The following is a 17,653-nucleotide window of genomic DNA, read 5'->3' on the forward strand; positions in this document are numbered from 1 at the left end:
AGGTCGAACCTCTATTGATCAGCCCATGCTGCCAGGGCCTGAAAAACAAAAAGCGCCTGACTGCAATCAGCAGTCAGGCGCTTTATGGGTACGTCAGCGTCAGGTCAAACGGGTCAGAGGCGCACGTTACCGCGCGGCCCGGCAATCGCCCAGATGATCAAGCCCAAAACCGGTAGCAGCACAATCAGCAATACCCACAGGATCTTCATCCCTGTTTCGGCGCCGCTTTTCAATACATTGAGGATTGCCCAGATATCCAGGGCAAGGATGATCAGACCGACCAGACCATTAAACGTGGAACCCATGGTGTTGCTCCTAATTGAATACTTCTCTGCTTAGGATAGTTGCGCGCAGAGAGGGTTCCATTTCGCCAGCATCTTATTTTTCGCGCCCACGGACCACAGTCATGCGCCGATCAAACATGCAAGGCAATGCGCAGGGCTTCCAGTGAAGGCGCTGCCGTGATGCCCACCGCCGCCGACAACTCGATCACCCGATCCTGATCCTGACCATAGACCAGCACCGCTTGCAGTTCATCGTCCAATGGCTGGCTGAGGTTCATCAGTACGTAACCGCCCTTCTCCCTATTCATGCTGCTCAGTTGAATCTGAATACGGTTGAGAGCGGTCAATGCTTCGGTCTTGGCCAATTGCTTGGGTTTGATGTTGAAGGTCACTTCCTGACCGAAGGATTCAACGATCTGTGCGAACAGGTCCATGTAACTGTCGGCCTGAAACAATACGGTCTCCGGCAAGCTGCCAACCACGACCCATTCGCCCAACGGGATGGGGAAGCTGTCGTCGTAGTTGATGTCAGGGTTGGCCGCGAGAAACGCTTGGGGATCGGCGTAGGCCTGGGCGGCCTCAGCGGCGATGTGCGCGATTTCTTCCTCGCCCATGCAACCCGAACTGATTTTGCTGATTAATTCTATGAGTTGGTTCTTCATGGGCTGTCCTGACAATAGGCGAATAGGGGGCGCGAAAACAAGGCGCGAAGGATAGCTGGAAATCCGTCGGGGCTCTATTGGTAAGGCCTTGATTAACGCTCCCCCGGAACGATCAGCCGTTGAGCTTGCTCAATTGCTCGGCAGTGTCCACGGCGCCCATGGTTTGCGCAGCGGCCAATGGGGTGACGCCGTTGGCATCCTGCGCATGAGGGTTGGCGCCTTTAGAAAGCAGGTAATCGACGATTGCGGTGCGGTTGAACATGGCCGCCATCATGAGTGCGGTACGCCCGTCCGCAGAAGCGCCTTCGACGTCGGCGCCATTTTCGACCAGCAGTTTGACCACAGGCAGGTCACCCTTGAACGCCGCACCGGCAATGGGGCTCTGACCGTTGTCGTTACGAATTTCAGGATCAGCCTTAAAGTCCAATAACACCCGAACGCTGTCCAGATGACCGTGGTAGCTGGCCAGCATCAACAAGGTGTCGCCCTTGTGGTTGCGCAAATTGGGGGTAAGACCTTTTTCCAGTAGACGCCCAAGCATCAATGCGTCGCCTTTGCGTGCAACATCAAATACCTGCTCGGCAAACTCCAGGGCCTCGTCATCGGTCATTAATGTGGCATCGACAGCCGGTTTGGAATGATCTGACATGGTGTACTCCTTGAACGGCGCAGGCAGTTGGAATCAACTAATGCCAGCCAGTTTCCAGAGCTGCCCGCCCAGGGTCAAGGTATGTGGTCCATAGCCAAATTCAATAGCGGAACTTGCCAGCATGGATATCCCGCAGCACATCGGGCGTTACCGGCACATAGGTGTCTGAACCCGGTAACCAGGCGTAAACCGGATCATCCCCGGTTTTGCTGGGGTCAAAGGCCTCGTTCTTCAGTCGGGTCTTCTGGTACTTGAAGGTACCCGTGGTTTCCATCTTGACCTTCACGCGCAGGAACACGGGTACTGCGTAGGACGGCATCTGACTTTTCGCGAACTGCAGCAACTCCTGAAAGTCCAGGGTCGCCAGCGACTCTGCCGGGGTGATCGCCGCCATTCCGGCGCGACCATTGGTGTTCATGATCTCGACACCGTACGCCACGACTTCAGAAATTTTAGGGTGTTGAAGCATGATGTTCTCGACCTCGGTGGTCGATACGTTTTCGCCCTTCCAGCGATAGGTATCGCCCAGCCGGTCGACAAATTGCACATGACCAAAACCGATATCACGCAGCAGATCCCCGGTGTCGAAGTACCGATCACCCTTTTCGAACACGTCACAGAGGATCACTTTCTGGTTTTTCTCAGGATCGGTGTAGCCATCCAGCGGTGCTTTTTCATCGATCTTCGCCAGCAGCAACCCCTGCCCTCCCTTCCCGATCCTCTGCATGAAGCCATCAGCGTTACGGATGGGCGCGCCACTTTCATGGGCGTACTCCACCAACGTCCAGGCTTGAAGGGAAAAGCCAACGGTGTTGTCGAAGTTGAGGACATTGGTGAAGCCGATATTGCCATCACTGGCCGCGTACAGCTCGCAGACATGGTCGACAGCGAAGCGATTTTTGAACGAGGCCCAGACCCCGGGACGCAGACCATTACCGATCATCTTGCGCACTGGATTGTCCGCGTCGTTATTTTGCTCCGGGTGGTCCATCAGATAGCGGCACAGTTCGCCAACATAACCAATCGTGGTCGCCTTGAACTTTCGCGTATCACTCCAGAATTGACTCGCACTGAACTTGCGCCGAATCGCAAAACCCGACGCACCGCACACCGCCGAGCCCCAGCACACATTCAGGCCGGTAGCGTGATACAGCGGCAAGGTGCAATAAACAATGTCGTCAGGTTGCATATCCAACGCGATCATGCCGAAACCACCGTAAGTTTTCATCCAGCGACCGTGCTTGAAGATTCCGGCCTTGGGCAAACCGGTGGTGCCGGACGTGTAGATATAAAAGCACGCATCATTGAAGTAGATGCGCTGGGTGGTTATCGGGTTTGCCGGGGATTCCTCAGCGCTGACCCGCGCCAGATTGATGTAGCCCTCCGGGGCCTGCCCTGCATCCCTGCTGGTGTCCTGATCGGCGACGAAGAAGGTTTTACCCGCGTCGATGGCGACCTCGGTGCGCACGGCATCGTAAACCGCCACCAATTCCTCGCCGACGATAATCGCCAGCGGCTTCACCAGATTCAGGCTGTGCACCAACACACCCTGAGTTTGCGAGGTGTTGAGCATCGCGCACACGCCACCGATTTTGGCCACGGCCAGCACATGCACCAATAGCTCAGGACGATTTTCGATGAAAATCCCGACCACATCCCCCTTGCAGAGGCCTTGACCGATCAGGTGATGGGCGATGCGATTGGCCCATTGATTGACCTGCTCGTAAGTGAATACGCAGTCTTTATAAAGGAGTGCCGGGCCCTGCGGGTTGCGCAACACCGCGCGTTCAAAAGTCCAGCCCAGGCCACACGGCTGATCGGCCCTGGTGACATTGGACATTTTCATGCCCTTGATCACCCGTGGCAGCGCCCTGGCAATCGAAGGAAGCTTACGGGCCATCATGGCCCACGTGATCATGTCGCTATGACTCATGGTTGCCCCTTCGTAGCCGCGTGATTCTATTTTTTGTTTTAGGCGCGAGCGTTGCGGTGACATCCCTGCCGCAACTTCAAAGAAAGTACGTCAGCCGTTCAAAGGGTGTACACGATGAATTTGAAAAGTTTTGTATCTCCCTACATAAAGCGTTGGCGCATGGATGGGATTAATCCACCTGACCGCTGTCCTAGCCTCAGCACGCCTCATAAAACTGCTGATCGTTAGAACCTCCGCCAAACTTCATCGCCCCTGTATTCCCGGCAAAATGCAGGATGCTCGATAGCCATTCATGCACTTTGCACGATTCAAAAAAACATGAGTTTTTTTAAGCTATTGATTTTGTTGAGTATTATACAAAGTCCGAGACTGGCACAGACACTGCACTAATCACTCCACGCTTGTTATCCCATGAGCAATGGAGCCGCTAGACATGACTTTCATTCAAGAAAAATTTGCATCCGTATTTTCCGAGTTCGAAGTCACCACCCAAGCCCGTCCAGATGGCGGAGTGTTGCTGAGTTTGCGCAACAGCGAAGGCAAGCAGATCCGTCGTTCGGTGTCCTACGCTCAACTGCACACCGCCGTGCAGCTGCAGTGGGTGATCAGCGCGATTCGCCGAGACCTGGCTGCACAAGCCAGTGAATTGCCAGCACTCTCCATGCTGCAGAGTCAGCACCGCTTCGATCTGCCGACCTACTACGCACGCTGAGTCCATTCAGCGCGGCATAAGCATTAGCGAACAAGGCCGTAGGCGCACATTCAGCGTCCACGGCCTTGTTGCATGTGCGCACCCATAGAGGCCCACCGCAACAGTTAATACCCTTCCTGAACACTGCGCACCTGCCCGACCGGATAGTTTTATTCGTGTCACATTCATCATAAGGTTTCCCTGCCAGGTACATGACGTACCTGATACTTAACTAACAGGTAAACCGTATGAACACGCAAACACTCAAGCGCATCAAACCCACTCAACAGAACACCTTCGGCTATTACCCGCTGACCAAGTGGTGATGTGTATAACCGCTTAACGCAATCAGGCATGCCATGACGCTATCGCCATGGCATGTTTTTTTTAACGGCCGAGTACATAACAATGAATAACTTAAAACACCTCGAACACTTTTTTGGCTCACACGATATCAGTTTACTGACAGACTCCAGCGCACTGATTGCCCACGCACAACATCAATCAATCAATGCCCTGTTGATCAACGAACTCAGCAGTCTGCCTGCCAACAGTGTGTGCATCACGTTCAGCAGAGAAGCAACCGAATCGCTGCAACAACTGGCGGCCCGCTGCCAATCAGGGCAGACGCTGTATACCCAGGCTCATGCATTCGACCCCTCGCTGAAAAGCGGGATCTACACCCTCGACCTAATCTGTTCCAGCGACTATCGCCTGGCCATGCGCAAGCAGGAGCAATTGCTGTCGCTGCTCGATGAGCATCACGTGTTGCGCCTGACCGGGGACAACACACGCGGTACATTGCGCATCGTTAATGAGGCCGCGCCGTACGCGATGATCGAGGAAGACATTCAGGCGTCCAGGGGCTTTTATATATTCCCGCTGGCTGAGTTGCTGGAAGTCCATTACACCCACATGGACCCGGATGAACCTCGAACCTTCATCCTTGATGGCGAATTCAATGTCTCCGGCATCCTTTGCGCTCGCGGCTACCATGATCCGTCCATCCCACCCCGATTGATCGAATCGTTGGTCAGCCTGGCCCAGGCTGTCGCTGCCCATGGCGCCACGGCGATCATCGTCGACAGTCAGGTCAGGTCCTTTACCGTCAACGCTCGCGACTACTGTGCATTGCTGACCGAAGCCACTGGCCCCCGTGGGCTGCACTTGACCGAGTGTGCATTCGGGGTCAACGCCAGCATTGCCGACAAGATCGACTACCGCATCAACTCCCAACTCAACGAAGGCATCGAAGGCCTGCACATTGCGGTGGGGGATGGCCGTCAGGGCTATCACATCGACATGCTGATGCCGGGCGTGGTCGCCACCCCTTTGGGCTGAGTCATTTAATAATGCCTTGGCAAAGCGCCTCGCCCACCGCCTGCGCTCGATTGGAAACGCCTAACTTGGAATAAATACTCTTGAAGTGGTACTTCACCGTGGCTTCGGAAATAGCACGGATAACGCTGATCTCCCACGCTGTCTTGCCTGCGCGCGCCCACTTGAGTACTTCCAGCTCTTTTTCGGTGAGCGCCTTGGCGTGCAGCTTTCGGCCTTTGCCGGCCATATGCAGAATGGGGACAAGACTGCTCAACAGGTACTTGTCTTCATCGTTGAGCGGGCGGCTCATCGCGTTGAGTGAACACACGGTGACAACACCTTGCTGGACGCTGGCCTCATTGGAATAGCCGTAGGAGGCGCCGGGCATCAGTCGGTAATCCTGGACCACCTCTTTGTAGGTTGGTGTCGGTGGATGACGTTCGAACGCATTGTCCCAGTCCATGAAGCCCAAGTGCTCGCGATAATTGCGGATCACTGGATCGTCCATCATCAATCGCCCATGACGGTAGAGGTCGCTCCAGACACTGTCCACATTAGAAGTAATGCAGGTCAGCAACACTGTCCCTTTGAACTGATACAGCATGGCCCGATCACAAGAGCATTGGCACCTTAACCAACCCAAGGCATTTTCGATGGCTTTGTCGCCATTGAGTTCTGTAATGCTGACCACCATCTGTTGAATGAGTTGGGTCAAATCGGCGTTTACTGATACTGCACTTCCCATGGTCATCTCCCTTTACCCCCGACATAAAACATTCGGGAGTCGATCGACAAAGAGTTGCACAGTAAAAGGCATTAAAAAATATAAGACATTACAAACAGGGTTTACTTACTTACCAACAAGCCACTTCTTACAAGACAATAAGAAAACGCCTACAGACACTTCGCACAATCATAATAAAAGTCATGACGTATGATCGACTGCAATCACCCTCTACTCTGGGCAATTGCAGTCAAAGGGCTTGCAAGGAAGCCAGGCAGACGTCAAGCAAAGCTTTTTAGAAAGCCGACAGGTCAATCACCGCAAAACTGGCGACATTGGCGTGTCCAACCAACTCGCCGCCATTGCGAACCAGCCCACAGGTGGGCATGCCCGCTTGTTGCGCAGCGTCGAGTTCTTCGACGATATCGGACAGAAACAGGATCTCATCCGCCGGTCGACCTATTGCTGCAGCAATGCTGCGATACGACTGCGGCTCACGCTTGGGCCCGGACGTCGTATCGAAATAGCCGCTGAAAAGCGCCGACAGATCACCCGCTTCAGAGCAGCCAAAAATCAGCTGTTGAGCCTGAATCGAGCCAGACGAGTAGACATACAGCTCATAACCTTCCTGATGCCAGCGCTTGAGCGCCTCGACCGCATCCGGGTAAACATGGCCTTTCAACTGGCCAGCTCGATAGCCCTGCTCCCAGACCATGCCTTGCAGCGCCTTGAGCGGCGTGGCTTTACGGTCTTCAGCAATCCATTCCAGCAAAACTTCGATCACACGCTCGACATCAGCCTGGGGTTCGTCGATCTCCTGGCGCACCGCTTGCAACTGCAAAGCCACCGCAGGCTGAGTGGCCTCTTGACGAATAAAGTCCGGCAAGTGCCTGGCTGCGTAAGGGAACAACACCTCAAACACGAAACTTACCGCGCTGGTGGTGCCTTCGATATCGGTAAGAACAGCTTTAATGGGCATGGAAACTCCGGGACTTTAGTCTTCAAGCCTTGGGAAATGGTCGGCTATCTGTTCGCCGGTGAACGTTGCCACCCAGCCCTCAGGGTTGTTGAACAACCTGATCGCCACGAAATGCGGATGCTCACCCATGTCGAACCAATGACGAGTGCCCGCCGGGACAGAGATCAGATCGTTCTTCTCGCACAGCACGGCATACACAAAGTCGTCGATGTGCAGCGTGAACAAACCACGTCCGGCCACGAAGAACCGTACCTCGTCTTCGGCATGTTGGTGCTCATCAAGAAACTTCGCGCGCAGTTCGGCTTTCTTTGGATGGTCGCGGTCAAGACTGATCACATCCACCGTGACGTAACCGCGCTCGGTCATCAATTTATCGATCTGTACCTGATACGCAGCAATCACTTCTTCCTGGGACGCACCCGGCGTGACGGGTGCCGTCGCTTGCCAGCGATCGAAGCCGACGCCATGTTCAGCCAGGGTTGAAGCGATGTCTTCCAGATGGGTCAATACTTTGTTCGGCAAATCAGGAGTGGAAACGTGATAAACGGACAAGCTGCTCATGACGGCAATTCCTTAACGGTTCAGTAGAGCGCGAGTCTTGAGCTCGCACTCGAACAAAAATTCAAACGCTTCGATCTGACGTAATGCATCGCTCATTCGCGCGCCCCAGGTGTACAGGCCGTGACCACGAATCAGGTAGCCGGGGCAATCGGGATGGGCGTCGAGCCAAGGTTGGACCTTTGCCGCCAATCGGGCAATGTCCTGATCATTTTCGAAAATCGGCACGATAACCTTTGATTCATGGGTCACCACGCCCGCAAATGCTTTCTGCAGTTCATAATTTTCGAACACCACCCGATCACCCGTCGTCAGGCGCGACAACACGGTCGCATTGACTGAATGGGTATGCAGCACTGCGCCTACCTGAGGCTTACAGCGATACAACTGGGTGTGCAGCAAGGTTTCGGCAGAAGGCTTTTTTCCCGGCTCCAGGCTGTTGCCGGACAGGTCGGTGACCAGCACGTCATCCTGGCCCAACTGACCTTTATGCTTGCCTGACACCGTCAGTAACGCGGTGGTCGCCGACAGCCGTGTCGAATAATTACTGCTGGTGGCTGGCGACCAGCCACGGCCATACAAAAAACGCCCGGCGTCGATGATTTCCTGAGCGAGTTGTTCGCGGGTCATGCCCTGTCCTCTTTCATTCGTGTCGCAATCATGACGGCGGCGGCGAGCGCCGCAAGACTGGCAATGCTGAAGGTCCAGTTCGGCCCCAAGACATTCCAGCTATAACCAGAATACAAAGCACCCAAGGCACCGCCAGTGCCGGCAAGCGCGGCATACAGCGCCTGGCCTTGGCCCTGTTGGTCAGGGCCGAAACTGCGCTGTACAAAATGGATGGCCGCCGCGTGAAAACTGCCGAACGTCGCGGCGTGCAGGATCTGGGCAAACAACAATACAGACAAATGTTCGGCGAAATTGCCCAGCAGCAACCAACGTAACGCAGCCAGTAAAAAGCTCGCCATGAGCACATGGCGAAGGGTAAACCGCGTCAGAATCCGGCTCATCGACAAAAACATCAGTACTTCGGCCACGACGCCCAATGCCCAGAGTAGACCGATGAGGCCGCGACTGTAGCCCAAATGCTCAAGATGCAGGGTCAGGAAGGTGTAATAAGGGCCGTGGCTCAACTGCATCAATGCAACGCTGGCGTAAAAAGCCAGAACGCCAGGACTGGCGAGTTGTCTGAGAAAGCCACCACCGGCCAGCCTGTGCGTCGACGGCGCGGGTTGCGCGTTGGGCACCCACCAACTGCTGGCGACAATACCGACCATGATCAACAGCAGCGCCTGCGGGTAAACGTCCAGGCTGAACCACTCGAACAGCCGGCCCAGCGCCACCACCGTGAGGATAAAACCGATGGAACCCCATAGCCGGACCTGGCTGTAGCGGGCGGTCTGTCCCTGTAGATGGGCCAGGGTGATGACTTCGAACTGCGGCAATACGGCGTGCCAGAAGAACGCATGCAACGCCATGACCATTGCCAGCCAGGCGTAGCTCTTGTCGAACAGGATCAGGGAAAACGTCAGCAGCGTACAGATCGCCCCAAAGCGCACAATCGCCAGACGGCGCCCGGTGTAATCCCCCAGCCAGCCCCAAATATTGGGGGCAACGCAGCGCATCAGCATGGGGATGGCCACCAGCTCACCGATGCGTGCGCTGGAAAACCCCAGATGATCGAAGTACAGCGCCAGAAACGGCGCCGTCGAACCCAGCAACGCGAAGTAGAACAGATAGAAACTGGACAATCGCCAGTAAGGTATCTGCCCTTGGGGAAGTGAAACCACGGCTAAACCGCCGTGGCTGCATCACCGTCGTCGAGCATTACAGTTGGCCCAGAACAGGCGTCGACACCTGAACATCGGCGTTCTGCCCGCGATTGCGCAGGAAATGGTCCATCAACACGATGGCCATCATGGCTTCAGCGATGGGCGTGGCGCGGATACCGACGCAGGGGTCGTGACGACCTTTGGTAATGACGTCGACCGGGTTGCCATGGGCATCGATCGAATGTCCTGGCGTGGTAATGCTTGAGGTCGGCTTGAGCGCCAGATGGACGACAATTGGCTGCCCCGACGAAATCCCGCCCAGAATGCCGCCGGCGTTGTTCGACAGGAAACCCTGTGGCGTCATTTCGTCGCGATGCTCGGTGCCGCGCTGGGCGACACTGGCGAAACCGGCGCCAATCTCCACACCCTTGACCGCATTGATACTCATCATCGCGTGGGCCAGTTCGGCGTCCAGGCGGTCGAAAATCGGCTCGCCCAACCCCGGTTTAACGCCTTCTGCAACCACAGTAATCTTGGCGCCGACTGAGTCCTGATCCCGACGAAGCTGGTCCATGTAGGTCTCAAGCTCCGGCACTTTGTCCGGGTCCGGGCAGAAAAACGCGTTCTGGTCCACCGACTCCCAGGTCTTGAACGGGATTTCAATCGGGCCCAACTGGCTCATGTAACCGCGAATCTGAATGCCCTGGCTAGCCAGGTACTTCTTGGCGATGGCACCCGCCGCCACGCGCATCGCCGTTTCACGGGCCGAACTGCGACCGCCGCCGCGGTAATCGCGCAGGCCGTACTTGTGGTGGTAGGTGTAATCGGCGTGCGCCGGGCGAAACAGGTCCTGAATTGCCGAGTAGTCCTTGGACTTCTGATCCGTATTGCGGATCAACAGGCCGATGGGGCAACCCGTGGTCTTGCCTTCGAACACACCAGAGAGGATCTCGACTTCATCGGCCTCCTGGCGTTGCGTGGTGTGGCGGCTCGTGCCGGGCTTGCGGCGATCCAGATCGAACTGCAAGTCTTCCAGCGAGAGCTCAAGCCCTGGCGGGCAGCCGTCAACGATAGCGACCAGTGCCGGGCCGTGGCTTTCACCAGCAGTGGTAACAGTGAACAGCTTGCCGTAGGTATTGCCGGACATGCAGGACGCTCCGCGAAAATAAGCCAAAACAATCAAACGGTCTGTTTATCAATCAAAAACCGCAAGCACGCCAGTATACGCAGGCTGCCTGAGTAGTTCATCCTTCAAGCGTATTGCCGAACCTTATCCGCGTTGACGCGTCCAATCGGCACTTGAACAGATGATGGCCTACCGATGTTACGAGTCACCACTTTAATTCGTGCTATTACCGTGACCCTGCCCCTGCTGACAGGCCTTGCCCAGGCAGCCACACCCAGCGTATTGCAACGTCCCATCAGTCTCGACACCGGAACCGGCGAGCTGTTTGGCACCTTGTTGCTGCCCAGATCCGACGCCCCTGTCCCCGTGGTATTGATCATCGCCGGCTCCGGTCCCACCGACCGTGATGGCAACAATACCGACGGCGGTCGTAACGACAGCATGAAGCTTCTGGCGAGAGTCCTCGCCAAACACAATATCGCCAGCGTGCGCTACGACAAACGGGGCGTCGCCGCGAGCAAAGCGGCCACGCCCGATGAGCGCAACCTGAGCATCGAAGCCTATGTCGCCGACGCAGCGGCCTGGGGGAAAATGCTCAAGACCGACCCACGCCTCGGGCGCCTGGTTCTCCTGGGGCATAGCGAAGGCGCACTGGTCGCCGCCCTCGCCGCAGAGCAAGCTGGGGCTGCGGCAGTCATTTCTGTCGCGGGCACCGGGCGCCCGGTGGATCAAGTGTTGCGCGAACAACTGCAATACCGATTGCCCCCGCCCTTGCTGCAGCGTAGCGAACAGCTGATCGACTCGCTTAAGGCCGGCCACACCGATGACAACGTGCCCCCCGCTCTCGACGTGGTGTTCCGCCCAAGCGTGCAGCCGTATCTGATTTCGTTGTTCCGCCAGGACCCCGCCGCCGCCTTCGGAAAACTGCAGGTTCCGGCGCTGATCATTCAGGGTCGTAACGACATTCAGGTGGGGGTGGGTGATGCCGAGCGTCTCCAGGCGGCCAAACCCGACGCGGAGCTCGCGCTGATCGACGGCATGAACCATGTATTGCGCATTGTCCCCAACGACATTGAACGCCAGTTGGCCTCCTACAAAGACCCGCAGTTACCACTCGCCAGCGAGCTTTCAACGCGGATCCTGCGTTTTATAGGCGCATTGCCTGCCGCGTAATACGCTTGCCTGTAAACCAAACCGGCCAATCGCCTTCAGTCCTGTAAAAAACGGCCGATAGCGGATGGCTGGCACTGAGTTTGCTGCTTGGTGCCTGGGCCACAGGATTGCTGACATGACCGACACTCAAGCCACACCCGACGCTGAAGTTGAAGCCGAAAACGCAGCCGTTGCGCCGGATCCTGCGAGCTTGCCGTGGGCGGACGTTCAACCGGAACATTTTCAAATGCTGCGTCTGGCGCCACTGCCGACCGACCGGGCCACCGGTGGCCGCCCATTGCGCTTCGTGCAGTTTGGCCGTGCCGAGCGCCACGATAGAGAACACAGCCTGTTGCGCATGGACGTCCAATTACCTGCGCAACGCGTACGCAAAGAGCAAAATCACCTGGACGTCTGGGTCGATCATGCCACTCATCGGGTGCGTTTCAGCCCCGAGCCGGGGTTGCAGATAGAACCGTGGAATCGTGGCCTCGGGCGCTTTCTGATGGCTCAGGGCATTCACTGGGCACAAAAAAGATGGTCGCACTACCAGATCGACGAAAGTGCACTCGCCAGTAAAGACGCCCTTAACGAAGACACGCGCCTGCGCCGGGATAACTTCCTGCGCACTCAGGGCTTCGACGTTACGTACGAGGATGCCCAACACATGAAGGGCAGCGTCAAAGCGGTGAACGTCGGCGAACTGCTTAATACCTGGAACAGCGAAAAAGTCCAGATGGTCGAGATTCTCGACGCCGCCAATATGCTCCAACAAGCAGAACAGAACTTGCAGGAGCAAGACGTCAAACTGCGCAAGCAGGATGAGGCCGTCACCCGGTTCAAACGCGAAGACAGCAGCTTGCGCTTCACCATCGCTTGCCTGGTGGCGTTCGCGGTATTCCAGGCTGGGCTACTGATCTGGATCGCTACGCACCGTTAGGTTTCCCTTGCGTCAGGAGGCCCCACCGAGTCTTCGACGCCGCGCTGTCGCACAGAAAACCAGGTTGCGATTGTGTGTTGTTATCGGTGGTGGTGCGTCAGATTGCGTAATTGCATGGACTTGACCAGCAGGCGCCGTAGTGACGACCGGCAGAGAACGGCCCAGAAGCAGGCATCTACAGGGTTTTTCTACCGACTCAGTTTTACCGGCACAGCGCCCCAATACAACGCAGCGAATTGAAGTCATACACAGCTGAATGGCCGGGCTGCCCTTTCGGCATTGGAACGCCCTTGGGAATAAAAAACGTCGCGGCATTTCCGCCGTACAAGCCGGCCGGGTAGGCAAAGGCCTTAAGGACGACATAGGCGTTGAACAAGGTAGGCGCTGTCGGGCGCGGTGTCCCTACTCCCGCCACCGGCGGTACATCACGTTCGGGCATGTTGGCGATCTTAGCATTCACCCATGCCTCGGCATCCTCATTGGTGGCAGCGCGGAGCAAGCCATTGGCGATCGCATCCTCGATACCCGCCTTGCCGGCCAGCGGCGCGTTCTTGTCTTGAAAGGAATCGGGGGATGTTGCCGTCGAGGTTACGAGTTTGGAGTCCGTGCTGAGTGGCTGGCCGATCAAAATATTGCCTGACTTATTGGCTGGATAAACGAGCTCTACCGGCTGACCGAACAACTGGCGCGACAATGGATTCAGCGCAGTGTTTTGCTCTTTGCCCATGTAGAAATAAGCGCAGGGGCCTTTGTTGTCGTAACTGCTGTTGAGCACGGGTACCTTGGAATCTAATCCAGCCACGCCTTGGCGGTGATACCCCGAGACGTAAACCGCCGCGATCTTCGTGCCCTTGGTCCAGCCGATATTCCACACCGTCGGTTCGTATGCACCGAGTATTAACGCAACCGGTTGCTCAGGGCTGTTAACGGCGATGTCGAACTGAGTGGCCTGATGGCCGCTTTGGTCAATCTGAAACGGCAGCTCGCGCCCCGAATAGCCGCCCGCCGCGTACACAACCATTCCGGCAGGTGTCTTGAAATCCTTGAAAGCGCAGGTAACTGGGGTACCTTCCTGAGCAACTGGCGGCGGCGCATCGAACCTGAATTCCTTCAAATCTTCTGCGGAGCAAGCGGTTGCAACGACCACAAGAGCTACAGCAATCCCTACTTTCATATTCATTCCCTGAGCGTGGGTAAAAACAGGCGCACAGTACCGTAGCGCCCGAAAAAAAACACTTGGCTAGCGGAAAAGGGGACAGCTTTATTTTGCGTGCTTGTCCGCTCCCGGTCCAGACTGTGTGAAAACGTTTTAGAGCAGGTTTGACAGTCAGGACAGGAGCGAAAACCGCGTTCCTACGCAAATTTTCGGTCTGCAGATTAACCAAACGCTGGCAGATTTTACGTAGCAACGCACACTTCAAAACGGCGCATGCGTTTTTACACAGCCTGGGTCGATTGCTGCCTCTCACGAGGGGCGCAGCCGACTTGGGTATAGAAAGGCCACCAAAACTACGCGGCCACTTTCAATGCAGCGAGGCCAATCAGCTTGATGGCTTAACCTTTTGAAAAAAGTCGGCCACAAACTTACCAAAGGCCACCTTGGACTCACTATCCAGCTTAGCCTTTTCAAGTTCTATTGTGGTTTGATCTTTGTTCAAAATGTGGTTTCGTTCGGTTTCCGAAAGCTTGAAGATCACGGAACTTATTGTGGCGCTTTCGTTAGTTTCCAAAGCAGCCTGCAACGCCAGTTGTTTGGCTTCTAGGTTCGTCAATTCGTTCTGGAAATATTTTATTTCGCTCAAGCCCGCCTTGTATAAACTCAAGAAGAAATATGCAAAAATTTCTATAAGAATAATCAAAGACAATCTTGGCACATAATGCGACGCCATGCCTAATAGATCTTTTACATCTGAAACCTCATAGAATACTGTCATTCCGAGCAGTATCAGGCCAATCATAGTTACCGCGCCGCCAACCCCCAAGTTGAGACTTCCGCGACGTCCCAAAGAGTCAATTTCCTTTAACAGCCTTTCACGGCTTAGCTCAAAACCATGATCTACCCTGCGAAGTTTTAAGCTCTCCGTAGCTTCTAGCTTAAGTTTAGCGTAGTGCTCTTTCGCTAAATCAGAGTTGGCCTGCTCCATGATGCTTGTTCGCAGCATCTGTAGAATTTCGGCTCTAGAGTTTTCATCTATTGCCGGCTGCGAATGCTTAAGAGTCTCAAATTCTTTTTTGAGAGATGCAACCTCATCTGCCAAGCTGGAATTTTTTTCGACCAGCGAATCCTCGGAATTGAGCTTCTCCAGTTCAAATGCAACATCGTCTTCGTTAGAAAATTTGAAACCAGTCTGCAAATAGTTATATATAGCATAAGTTGCGGAAATACCAATCATCATAATTGCAGCTAAATTTAAGACAGCATACATGATACGGTCATAACCGAATGCAGAGTTTGCTAAGTAAGTCAGCACCCCTACAACACCTGGCACAGCCATGCTAACGATTCGCTGACGTCGTCTCTTCTCGACAGCTGATTGCGCTCGGCTCAGCAGAATTTTTTCTTCACGCGGATTTTGGCTCATTGCAAGATATACCTTTGCTTCATGCTGCATTCATGCGTACGAACGCATGACAGTCCTTGGATCGTTCATGATAGCTTGTAGCCACTAGCTAGGAAAAGGCCTCGCTGAGGAAAGCTTTCTATTTATAACTATCTCACGCGCCAGAAAAGCAATGTCTTGCGAGTACTTTCTGGCATATCCCTGAGCAGCTGTCGAACCTGCTGTTTACTCTGTCGATACCATTTCAGACGAAAAACAGGACTAAATGGGTTGAAAATTCTGGATTTGATAATAATCCAGCTTTTCATTTTTCCTATCATGAAGGATTGCAATCGACCCATAGCTGAGGTGGCGACAGGCAGAAATCGGCCAAAAGCAGACAGTTAGCGCGGCTCTGATTTCACCCCACAGCGAACTAACTATCACAGCATGCGACTTCGCACCTAAAACCATTCCTGCTTAGGTGGTAGTCTGCCTGGCAGCCCATATGGAGATGAGAGATGAGCTTTGACTGGCACCTATTCTGGGAGAAGACTTGCGAGATTTTGTCCAAGGAGGGAGCCCCTGCATGGATTCAGGCAATTGGATCAATTTTGGCATTAGTGATTGTGATCTTGGTTTCGAAAACTCCGGTCAATCACGCTGCATCGGTAAAGCGTAAAACCATTTTTGCCATTGTGGAGGCCGCCCATACGCATGCGTGTAATATTCGTAACGCGATAGACGCGATGGAATGGCCTACAGGCAATAACTATCAGATTTACAAGGTGTATAACAAAGTCGTAATTGAGGGCGTCGTCAAGGCTCTCCAAGGGGTTCCCATGCATGAACTTGGGTCAAGCAAGGGGGTTCTTGCCATGCTCAGCCTAACTGATCAGATGGTGTTTCTTGGCTCCGCGGTCGAAACCCTTCTACAAGGCCCACACAAGCATCCGGAGATTGTGAAAACACTAGAAAGCATCGATCAGAAAGATCATGCGCTGCGTCTAAAGTTGGGCGCTACGGGGTTTTCAGTTTTACAAGCTAACGCCAGAGTGCACTTGAAACAAATTGATAAGGACTACGAATCGCTGAAGGAATCGTTAAAGTCGTAGATCAAGGCGGACATCGGCTATCACCATAAAGGTGGGCGCAGAGCACCTCATGTTGGGGGGCGCGGCTACGGGCTTACGGGCATATGGGCATATGGGCATATGGGCATATGGGCATATGGGCATATGCTGCGCGAGGCGACAAGTCACCTTCCATCAAAAGCGGTCGCTCGCAGCAAAATCCTTTCAGCCCGAAGCGGTCGTTAGGTAAGTCGGCAATGCTAGCTGAGCGGATAGTATTGGCACTCAACGCCAGAATTCGCATGCGCACCTAACACATAGCGATAGTGAGGCAGAACGTCGCTGGTACGTCCGTTTTGGCAAGCATGGATAAGCTCGCTGAGTAGATATTGGAAGTCACCTCCTGGATGACGAAACATCGCGGCGCGTGTCGCACCCTGCGCATTGCGCAAAAATTGACCTTGTGCATTTACAAACATTACGACGCCGTCAGCGAGCGAAACCAAGACGTTTGGTGAGTGTTGCGGCGCCCCATTCGAGCAAGCCGTCCAATAGTTTTTCACCAACGTTTCCGGCTTGAGTGCGAAGCTCTTACAAAGGATGAACCCATACGGCGCATCGGAGGTCTTGTTATCCGGGTCAAACATCTCTTGCGGCGCGCCCTGCATCTTTAGCGAGCTCCCGAATTGTCGAAAGCAGGTTGGATCATTTACCGCTCTTCGGAGTTGCTTGACTGACCTGATCTTCCAGACTGCGTCTTCGAGCTCTTTGGTCCCAAGGTCACTTTTGATCTCGCCGATCGAAGCGACACTTTCACACGGGATGTAAGTAGCTTCAGGGGATTGATTGATTGAAAAAACCGGACAGTTGTCTTTCTCGTGGATGATCACGTCCGTTTGTGCCGAAGTCGCGCCATATGTATCAATCACGCATCCCGTCGCAACGGTGACCTTTTCTGGGAGAAGAGCGGTCAATTGTCGGCGTACTTCAGTCTCGCGCGCCCCTCCCACCAGCCCAGGCGTTGTCGCGGCGCCGGCTCGATTGAAATTGTGCACTAGCCCTTCCGCCAAATAGGAAAGGTAATCGGAGACGCTAAAGGTTTTTTCCATGGTTCGGTTGATTGGCCGCTGATAAGGCGCCTCGTTTGGGGCACTTGGTCGCCGATCATACCGCGTGTCGCATGGCATCCGTAAAGGTCACTCAAGAAGATGACCAACAAATTGATCTTGTATGCGATCGGAAGGACTCGA

The 17,653-nt window shown here is 54.7% G+C and carries 18 protein-coding genes; 5 read left to right on the forward strand and 13 right to left on the reverse strand.

Features of this window, described 5'->3' with window-relative positions; translation table 11 throughout:
- Positions 1-113 precede the first annotated feature (113 nt).
- The 4 genes from AC1MEA_RS24770 to AC1MEA_RS24785 form a co-directional block, all read right to left on the reverse strand.
- Positions 114-305, reverse strand: a complete 192-nt coding sequence (locus AC1MEA_RS24770) for a PLDc N-terminal domain-containing protein (RefSeq protein ID WP_219060598.1) — start codon at positions 303-305, stop codon at positions 114-116.
- A 110-nt stretch (positions 306-415) separates the two neighbouring features.
- Positions 416-946, reverse strand: coding sequence for a hypothetical protein (locus tag AC1MEA_RS24775; protein WP_219060597.1), 531 nt, complete (start codon positions 944-946; stop codon positions 416-418).
- 112 nt (positions 947-1,058) lie between these two features.
- The gene (locus AC1MEA_RS24780; RefSeq protein WP_480417659.1) at positions 1,059-1,595 is read right to left on the reverse strand and encodes an ankyrin repeat domain-containing protein; all 537 of its coding nucleotides are present in this window, start codon (positions 1,593-1,595) and stop codon (positions 1,059-1,061) included.
- Positions 1,596-1,695: 100 nt separating this feature from the next.
- A complete protein-coding gene (locus AC1MEA_RS24785) occupies positions 1,696-3,528 on the reverse strand; it encodes a long-chain-acyl-CoA synthetase (protein ID WP_480417660.1) in 1,833 nt (610 codons plus the stop codon).
- A 433-nt stretch (positions 3,529-3,961) separates the two neighbouring features.
- Between AC1MEA_RS24785 and AC1MEA_RS24790 the strand changes: the two genes are divergently transcribed.
- Positions 3,962-4,240, forward strand: a complete 279-nt coding sequence (locus tag AC1MEA_RS24790) for a DUF3509 domain-containing protein (protein ID WP_219060594.1) — start codon at positions 3,962-3,964, stop codon at positions 4,238-4,240.
- Between the two features lie 387 nt (positions 4,241-4,627).
- Positions 4,628-5,560, forward strand: coding sequence for a CgnE/CgnB domain-containing protein (locus tag AC1MEA_RS24795; protein WP_480417661.1), 933 nt, complete (start codon positions 4,628-4,630; stop codon positions 5,558-5,560).
- A gap of 1 nt (position 5,561) precedes the next feature.
- Here the strand turns inward: AC1MEA_RS24795 and AC1MEA_RS24800 are convergent, their stop codons facing one another.
- The 6 genes from AC1MEA_RS24800 to aroC all read right to left on the reverse strand — a co-directional run bounded on the left by AC1MEA_RS24800 (position 5,562) and on the right by aroC (position 10,719).
- The gene (locus AC1MEA_RS24800; RefSeq protein WP_480417662.1) at positions 5,562-6,284 is read right to left on the reverse strand and encodes a helix-turn-helix transcriptional regulator; all 723 of its coding nucleotides are present in this window, start codon (positions 6,282-6,284) and stop codon (positions 5,562-5,564) included.
- Between the two features lie 274 nt (positions 6,285-6,558).
- On the reverse strand, positions 6,559-7,242 hold the full coding sequence (gene mtnC / locus AC1MEA_RS24805; RefSeq protein WP_480417663.1) for an acireductone synthase: 684 nt from the start codon (positions 7,240-7,242) through the stop codon (positions 6,559-6,561).
- Between the two features lie 15 nt (positions 7,243-7,257).
- Positions 7,258-7,803, reverse strand: coding sequence for a 1,2-dihydroxy-3-keto-5-methylthiopentene dioxygenase (locus tag AC1MEA_RS24810; RefSeq protein WP_480417664.1), 546 nt, complete (start codon positions 7,801-7,803; stop codon positions 7,258-7,260).
- Between the two features lie 12 nt (positions 7,804-7,815).
- Positions 7,816-8,430 (reverse strand): methylthioribulose 1-phosphate dehydratase, encoded by a 615-nt coding sequence (locus AC1MEA_RS24815; protein ID WP_480417665.1) that lies wholly within the window; start codon positions 8,428-8,430, stop codon positions 7,816-7,818.
- Positions 8,427-9,566 (reverse strand): MFS transporter, encoded by a 1,140-nt coding sequence (locus tag AC1MEA_RS24820; protein WP_480918217.1) that lies wholly within the window; start codon positions 9,564-9,566, stop codon positions 8,427-8,429. The genes AC1MEA_RS24815 and AC1MEA_RS24820 overlap by 4 nt, the downstream gene beginning before the upstream one ends.
- 61 nt (positions 9,567-9,627) lie before the next feature.
- On the reverse strand, positions 9,628-10,719 hold the full coding sequence (gene aroC / locus AC1MEA_RS24825) for a chorismate synthase (protein WP_449633228.1): 1,092 nt from the start codon (positions 10,717-10,719) through the stop codon (positions 9,628-9,630).
- 174 nt (positions 10,720-10,893) lie between these two features.
- On the opposite strand from aroC, the gene AC1MEA_RS24830 reads away from it, so the two are divergent.
- Together AC1MEA_RS24830 and AC1MEA_RS24835 are read left to right on the forward strand one after the other, a co-directional pair.
- Positions 10,894-11,871: an alpha/beta hydrolase gene (locus AC1MEA_RS24830; protein ID WP_480417666.1), complete on the forward strand. Its 978-nt coding sequence runs from the start codon at positions 10,894-10,896 to the stop codon at positions 11,869-11,871.
- 115 nt (positions 11,872-11,986) lie between these two features.
- Positions 11,987-12,790 carry a hypothetical protein gene (locus tag AC1MEA_RS24835; protein ID WP_219060586.1) on the forward strand — a complete coding sequence of 268 codons (804 nt, stop codon included), beginning with the start codon at positions 11,987-11,989 and terminating at the stop codon, positions 12,788-12,790.
- Positions 12,791-12,992: 202 nt separating this feature from the next.
- Here the strand turns inward: AC1MEA_RS24835 and AC1MEA_RS24840 are convergent, their stop codons facing one another.
- Positions 12,993-13,964, reverse strand: coding sequence for a hypothetical protein (locus AC1MEA_RS24840; RefSeq protein WP_480417667.1), 972 nt, complete (start codon positions 13,962-13,964; stop codon positions 12,993-12,995).
- Positions 13,965-14,331: 367 nt separating this feature from the next.
- Positions 14,332-15,372, reverse strand: a complete 1,041-nt coding sequence (locus tag AC1MEA_RS24845; protein WP_480417668.1) for a hypothetical protein — start codon at positions 15,370-15,372, stop codon at positions 14,332-14,334.
- A gap of 479 nt (positions 15,373-15,851) precedes the next feature.
- Here AC1MEA_RS24845 and AC1MEA_RS24850 point away from each other — a divergent pair, with 479 nt between their 5' ends.
- Positions 15,852-16,445 (forward strand): hypothetical protein, encoded by a 594-nt coding sequence (locus tag AC1MEA_RS24850; protein WP_480417669.1) that lies wholly within the window; start codon positions 15,852-15,854, stop codon positions 16,443-16,445.
- A gap of 218 nt (positions 16,446-16,663) precedes the next feature.
- Here AC1MEA_RS24850 and AC1MEA_RS24855 read toward each other — a convergent pair whose 3' ends face one another.
- Entirely contained in the window at positions 16,664-17,512 is an 849-nt protein-coding gene (locus AC1MEA_RS24855) for a DUF6602 domain-containing protein (RefSeq protein WP_480417670.1), read from the reverse strand.
- Positions 17,513-17,653: the final 141 nt, after the last annotated feature.

The sequence above is a fragment of the Pseudomonas sp. ASL8 genome (assembly GCF_056680355.1).

What these genes read in the sequence shown, in the direction of transcription:
- mtnC (WP_480417663.1), bottom strand. Translation starts at nt 7,242, where the DNA reads ATGCCCATTAAAGCTGTTCTTACCGATATCGAAGGCACCACCAGCGCG.
- AC1MEA_RS24815 (WP_480417665.1), bottom strand. Translation starts at nt 8,430, where the DNA reads ATGACCCGCGAACAACTCGCTCAGGAAATCATCGACGCCGGGCGTTTT.
- AC1MEA_RS24800 (WP_480417662.1), bottom strand. Translation starts at nt 6,284, where the DNA reads ATGGGAAGTGCAGTATCAGTAAACGCCGATTTGACCCAACTCATTCAA.
- AC1MEA_RS24780 (WP_480417659.1), bottom strand. Translation starts at nt 1,595, where the DNA reads ATGTCAGATCATTCCAAACCGGCTGTCGATGCCACATTAATGACCGAT.
- AC1MEA_RS24775 (WP_219060597.1), bottom strand. Translation starts at nt 946, where the DNA reads ATGAAGAACCAACTCATAGAATTAATCAGCAAAATCAGTTCGGGTTGC.
- AC1MEA_RS24790 (WP_219060594.1), top strand. Translation starts at nt 3,962, where the DNA reads ATGACTTTCATTCAAGAAAAATTTGCATCCGTATTTTCCGAGTTCGAA.
- AC1MEA_RS24840 (WP_480417667.1), bottom strand. Translation starts at nt 13,964, where the DNA reads ATGAAAGTAGGGATTGCTGTAGCTCTTGTGGTCGTTGCAACCGCTTGC.
- AC1MEA_RS24835 (WP_219060586.1), top strand. Translation starts at nt 11,987, where the DNA reads ATGACCGACACTCAAGCCACACCCGACGCTGAAGTTGAAGCCGAAAAC.
- AC1MEA_RS24845 (WP_480417668.1), bottom strand. Translation starts at nt 15,372, where the DNA reads ATGAGCCAAAATCCGCGTGAAGAAAAAATTCTGCTGAGCCGAGCGCAA.
- AC1MEA_RS24795 (WP_480417661.1), top strand. Translation starts at nt 4,628, where the DNA reads ATGAATAACTTAAAACACCTCGAACACTTTTTTGGCTCACACGATATC.
- AC1MEA_RS24785 (WP_480417660.1), bottom strand. Translation starts at nt 3,528, where the DNA reads ATGAGTCATAGCGACATGATCACGTGGGCCATGATGGCCCGTAAGCTT.
- AC1MEA_RS24855 (WP_480417670.1), bottom strand. Translation starts at nt 17,512, where the DNA reads ATGGAAAAAACCTTTAGCGTCTCCGATTACCTTTCCTATTTGGCGGAA.
- AC1MEA_RS24810 (WP_480417664.1), bottom strand. Translation starts at nt 7,803, where the DNA reads ATGAGCAGCTTGTCCGTTTATCACGTTTCCACTCCTGATTTGCCGAAC.
- aroC (WP_449633228.1), bottom strand. Translation starts at nt 10,719, where the DNA reads ATGTCCGGCAATACCTACGGCAAGCTGTTCACTGTTACCACTGCTGGT.
- AC1MEA_RS24850 (WP_480417669.1), top strand. Translation starts at nt 15,852, where the DNA reads ATGAGCTTTGACTGGCACCTATTCTGGGAGAAGACTTGCGAGATTTTG.
- AC1MEA_RS24770 (WP_219060598.1), bottom strand. Translation starts at nt 305, where the DNA reads ATGGGTTCCACGTTTAATGGTCTGGTCGGTCTGATCATCCTTGCCCTG.
- AC1MEA_RS24830 (WP_480417666.1), top strand. Translation starts at nt 10,894, where the DNA reads ATGTTACGAGTCACCACTTTAATTCGTGCTATTACCGTGACCCTGCCC.